General features: G+C 47.3%; 2 tRNA genes and 2 rRNA genes. All 4 read right to left on the reverse strand.

Features of this window, described 5'->3' with window-relative positions:
• Positions 1–115 precede the first annotated feature (115 nt).
• Positions 116–2,999, reverse strand: a 23S ribosomal RNA gene (locus tag ACNQGD_RS14910).
• Between the two features lie 128 nt (positions 3,000–3,127).
• Positions 3,128–3,201 (reverse strand) — tRNA-Ala (locus ACNQGD_RS14915).
• Between the two features lie 98 nt (positions 3,202–3,299).
• Positions 3,300–3,373: transfer RNA gene (locus tag ACNQGD_RS14920), tRNA-Ile, on the reverse strand.
• 123 nt (positions 3,374–3,496) lie between these two features.
• Positions 3,497–5,010 (reverse strand): 16S ribosomal RNA (locus ACNQGD_RS14925).
• The 16S and 23S rRNA genes sit together here with 2 tRNA genes alongside, the layout of an rRNA operon.
• Positions 5,011–5,211: the final 201 nt, after the last annotated feature.

The raw sequence follows: 5,211 nt of genomic DNA on the forward strand, positions 1-5,211 counted from the left end.
AATTCATAATTATAGTAATATCTTAACATACTGAGATAAAGAATTTATCCTGAATTTATTTCAGGAAATAAAAAGTATTAGAAAGTTTCTTCCCCGGGTTGCCCCGGGGAAAAGCGTACATAAGCTTACGGGTTATTAGTACTACTCGACTATGACATTACTGCCTTTACATCTATAGCCTATCAACGTGGTCATCTCCCACGACCCTTAAAAGAAATCTCATCTTGTGGTGGGTTTCGCGCTTATATGCTTTCAGCGCTTATCCCTTCCAAACGTAGCTACTCTGCGATGCCACTGGCGTGACAACAGATACACTAGAGGTTTGTCCAATTCGGTCCTCTCGTACTAGAATCAGATCCACTCAAATTTCTTGCGCCCACAGTAGATAGAGACCGAACTGTCTCACGACGTTCTGAACCCAGCTCGCGTGCCACTTTAATGGGCGAACAGCCCAACCCTTGGGACCTTCTCCAGCCCCAGGATGTGACGAGCCGACATCGAGGTGCCAAACCCCCCCGTCGATATGAGCTCTTGGGGGAGATCAGCCTGTTATCCCCGGCGTACCTTTTATCCTTTGAGCGATGGCCCTTCCATGCGGAACCACCGGATCACTATGCTCTACTTTCGTACCTGATCGACCTGTATGTCTCTCAGTCAAGCTCCCTTATGCCATTGCACTCTACGCACGGTTACCAAGCGTACTGAGGGAACCTTTAGAAGCCTCCGTTACTCTTTTGGAGGCGACCACCCCAGTCAAACTACCCACCAAGCAATGTCCCCCGCATAACGGGGTTAGGCCTCAGACAAACAAAGGGTTGTATTTCAACAATGACTCCACAACGCCTAGCGACGCCACTTCACAGTCTCCAACCTATCCTACACATCATTTGTCCAAGGTCAATACTAAGCTATAGTAAAGGTGCACAGGGTCTTTTCGTCCCACTGCGGGTAAGCGGCATCTTCACCGCTACTACAATTTCACCGAGCTCATGGCTGAGACAGTGTCCAGATCGTTACACCATTCGTGCAGGTCGGAACTTACCCGACAAGGAATTTCGCTACCTTAGGACCGTTATAGTTACGGCCGCCGTTTACTGGGGCTTCATTTCAATGCTTCTCCGAAGATAACATCTCCACTTAACCTTCCAGCACCGGGCAGGTGTCAGGCCCTATACTTCATCTTACGATTTTGCAGAGCCCTGTGTTTTTGATAAACAGTCGCCTGGACCTCTTCACTGCGGCCAGCATTGCTGCTGGCGACCCTTCTCCCGAAGTTACGGGTCTATTTTGCCTAATTCCTTAGCCATGAATCTCTCGAGCACCTTAGGATTCTCTCCTCGACTACCTGTGTCGGTTTGCGGTACGGGTACTTATTACCTGAAGTTTAGAGGTTTTTCTTGGAAGCCCTTAGGCGCACTATCTCTTCAACCGAAGTCTCCGAGTACTATCGTATTTCCCCAAGCCGCGTGGATTTGCCTGCGCAGCTTATAGGTAGGTACTTCAACGAACTATTCCGTCAGTTCGCGGCGCTTTCATCACTCCGTCACCCCATCACAGTAATAACTAGTACGGGAATATTAACCCGTTGTCCATCGACTGTCCCTTTCGGGTTCGCCTTAGGTCCCGACTAACCCACAGCTGATTAGCATAGCTGTGGAAACCTTAGTCTTTCGGTGTGCGGGTTTCTCGCCCGCATTATCGTTACTTATGCCTACATTTTCTTTTCTCACCGGTCCAGCATACCTTACGATACACCTTCTACCCTGTGAGAATGCTCCCCTACCACTTAGAGTAAACTCTAAATCCATAGCTTCGGTAATATACTTATGCCCGATTATTATCCATGCTCGTCCGCTCGACTAGTGAGCTGTTACGCACTCTTTAAATGAATGGCTGCTTCCAAGCCAACATCCTAGCTGTCTGGGCAGACAAACCTCGTTCTTTCAACTTAGTATATATTTGGGGACCTTAGCTGATGGTCTGGGTTCTTTCCCTCTCGGACTTGGACCTTAGCACCCAAGCCCTCACTGTTATGAAACATTATATAGCATTCGGAGTTTGTCAGGAATTGGTAGGCGGTGAAGCCCCCGCATCCAATCAGTAGCTCTACCTCTATATAACTTTACGCATAACGCTGCACCTAAATGCATTTCGGGGAGTACGAGCTATTTCCGAGTTTGATTGGCCTTTCACCCCTACCCACAGGTCATCCGAAGACTTTTCAACGTCAACCGGTTCGGACCTCCACACTGTGTTACCAGCGCTTCATCCTGCCCATGGGTAGATCACACGGTTTCGCGTCTAACACTACTGACTAAAGCGCCCTATTCAGACTCGCTTTCGCTACGGATCCGTGGCTTAACCACTTATCCTTGCCAGCAACGTTAACTCGTAGGCTCATTATGCAAAAGGCACGCCGTCACCCCACGAAGGGGCTCCGACCGCTTGTAAGCGTATGGTTTCAGGATCTATTTCACTCCGTTATTCACGGTTCTTTTCACCTTTCCCTCACGGTACTGGTTCACTATCGGTCTCTCAGGAGTATTTAGCCTTAGCGGATGGTCCCGCCAAATTCAGACAGGATTTCTCGTGTCCCGCCCTACTCAGGATACCACTATCGTTATCTTCTTTTACTTATACAGGGCTATCACCTTCTTTGGCTTTACTTTCCAGTAAATTCTAATTCAATCCGCAACAAATAACGTGGTCCTACAACCCCAATAATGCCGTAACATCATTGGTTTGGGCTAATCCGCGTTCGCTCGCCACTACTTACGGAATCACTTTTGTTTTCTTCTCCTCCGCCTACTTAGATGTTTCAGTTCAGCGGGTTTGCCCACCTATCGGTGTACTATGTCTTCAACATAGTGGGTTGCCCCATTCGGGTATCTACGGATCAATTCGTGTGTGCCAATCCCCGTAGCTTTTCGCAGCTTATCACGCCCTTCATCGCCTCTGAGAGCCAAGGCATCCCCCATACGCCCTTATTTTGCTTATTGTACCAATCTCGTTATTTAAAACGAGACCGTTTCTTCTACTAAATATAAATATCTAATAGAAAATGCTTTCTACTTTTTATTATTTTCTTATCTCAATATGTCAATGAACTTTTATCCTTGCGGATCTGTGGAGAATAACGGAGTCGAACCGTTGACCTCCTGCGTGCAAGGCAGGCGCTCTAGCCAGCTGAGCTAATTCCCCTTTTTAATTAAAAATTAAAAATTGCGAATTAAAAATTATGAATTTCTTGATTCCTAATCTCTCAACTTCTAAAATTTCCTTTTTTTTAAGTCTAATAGTTGTCTCGGACAGACTCGAACTGTCGACCCCTACATTATCAGTGTAGTACTCTAACCAGCTGAGCTACGAGACACTCTTATTCTTAAATGGTATTATTTGAACTAACAGCAAGAGTAATATAATGTCAACATTTGTTTCCATTCGAACTTTCGTCTTCTTTCCCTAGCGTGTATTTCTACTAACACTAAGGCTCTAGAAAGGAGGTGTTCCAGCCGCACCTTCCGGTACGGCTACCTTGTTACGACTTAGCCCTAGTTACCAGTTTTACCCTAGGCAGCTCCTTGCGGTCACCGACTTCAGGCACCCCCAGCTTCCATGGCTTGACGGGCGGTGTGTACAAGGCCCGGGAACGTATTCACCGGATCATGGCTGATATCCGATTACTAGCGATTCCAGCTTCACGGAGTCGAGTTGCAGACTCCGATCCGAACTGTGACCGGTTTTGTAGATTCGCTCCTGGTCACCCAGTGGCTGCTCTCTGTACCGGCCATTGTAGCACGTGTGTAGCCCAAGGCGTAAGGGCCGTGATGATTTGACGTCATCCCCACCTTCCTCTCAGTTTGCACTGGCAGTCTCGTTAGAGTTCCCGACATGACTCGCTGGCAACTAACAACAGGGGTTGCGCTCGTTATAGGACTTAACCTGACACCTCACGGCACGAGCTGACGACAACCATGCAGCACCTTGTAAATTGTCTTGCGAAAAGTCTGTTTCCAAACCGGTCAATCTACATTTAAGCCTTGGTAAGGTTCCTCGCGTATCATCGAATTAAACCACATGCTCCACCGCTTGTGCGGGCCCCCGTCAATTCCTTTGAGTTTCATTCTTGCGAACGTACTCCCCAGGTGGGATACTTATCACTTTCGCTTAGCCACTGAGATTGCTCCCAACAGCTAGTATCCATCGTTTACGGCGTGGACTACCAGGGTATCTAATCCTGTTCGCTACCCACGCTTTCGTCCATCAGCGTCAATCCATTAGTAGTAACCTGCCTTCGCAATTGGTATTCCATGTAATCTCTAAGCATTTCACCGCTACACTACATATTCTAGTTACTTCCTAATAATTCAAGTCAGACAGTATCAATGGCCGTTCCACCGTTGAGCGATGGGCTTTCACCACTGACTTATCTGACCGCCTACGGACCCTTTAAACCCAATGATTCCGGATAACGCTTGGATCCTCCGTATTACCGCGGCTGCTGGCACGGAGTTAGCCGATCCTTATTCCTACAGTACCGTCAAGCTCGGACACGTCCGAGTGTTTCTTCCTGTATAAAAGCAGTTTACAATCCATAGGACCGTCATCCTGCACGCGGCATGGCTGGATCAGGCTTGCGCCCATTGTCCAATATTCCTCACTGCTGCCTCCCGTAGGAGTCTGGTCCGTGTCTCAGTACCAGTGTGGGGGATCTCCCTCTCAGGACCCCTACCCATCGTCGCCTTGGTAAGCCGTTACCTTACCAACTAGCTAATGGGACGCATGCTCATCTTTCACCGATAAATCTTTAAATACATCTTGATGCCAAGTCGTATTACTATAAGGTATTAATCCAAATTTCTCTGGGCTATCCCTTTGTGAAAGGTAGATTGCATACGCGTTACGCACCCGTGCGCCGGTCTCTACTTCCGAAGAAGTATACCCCTCGACTTGCATGTGTTAAGCCTGCCGCTAGCGTTCATCCTGAGCCAGGATCAAACTCTTCATCGTATATTGTGTGAGTTCAGATAAATCTGTTCTCTTTGTTTATTCGACTAAATTCTAGTGGTTTTTTCAAATCTCTCGATTCTATTACTCTTATTCTTTTGTCTTAAGATCTCTCTTAAAACGGCTGTCAATTCAATATGTCTAGGAACGTGTTCTTACTTGTTTCTCGTCTCAATTAACACTACTTAAAGTGTTTCTCGAAGC

The organism is Flavobacterium glucosi (genome assembly GCF_048286535.1).
Classification (GTDB): Bacteria; Bacteroidota; Bacteroidia; order Flavobacteriales; family Flavobacteriaceae; genus Flavobacterium.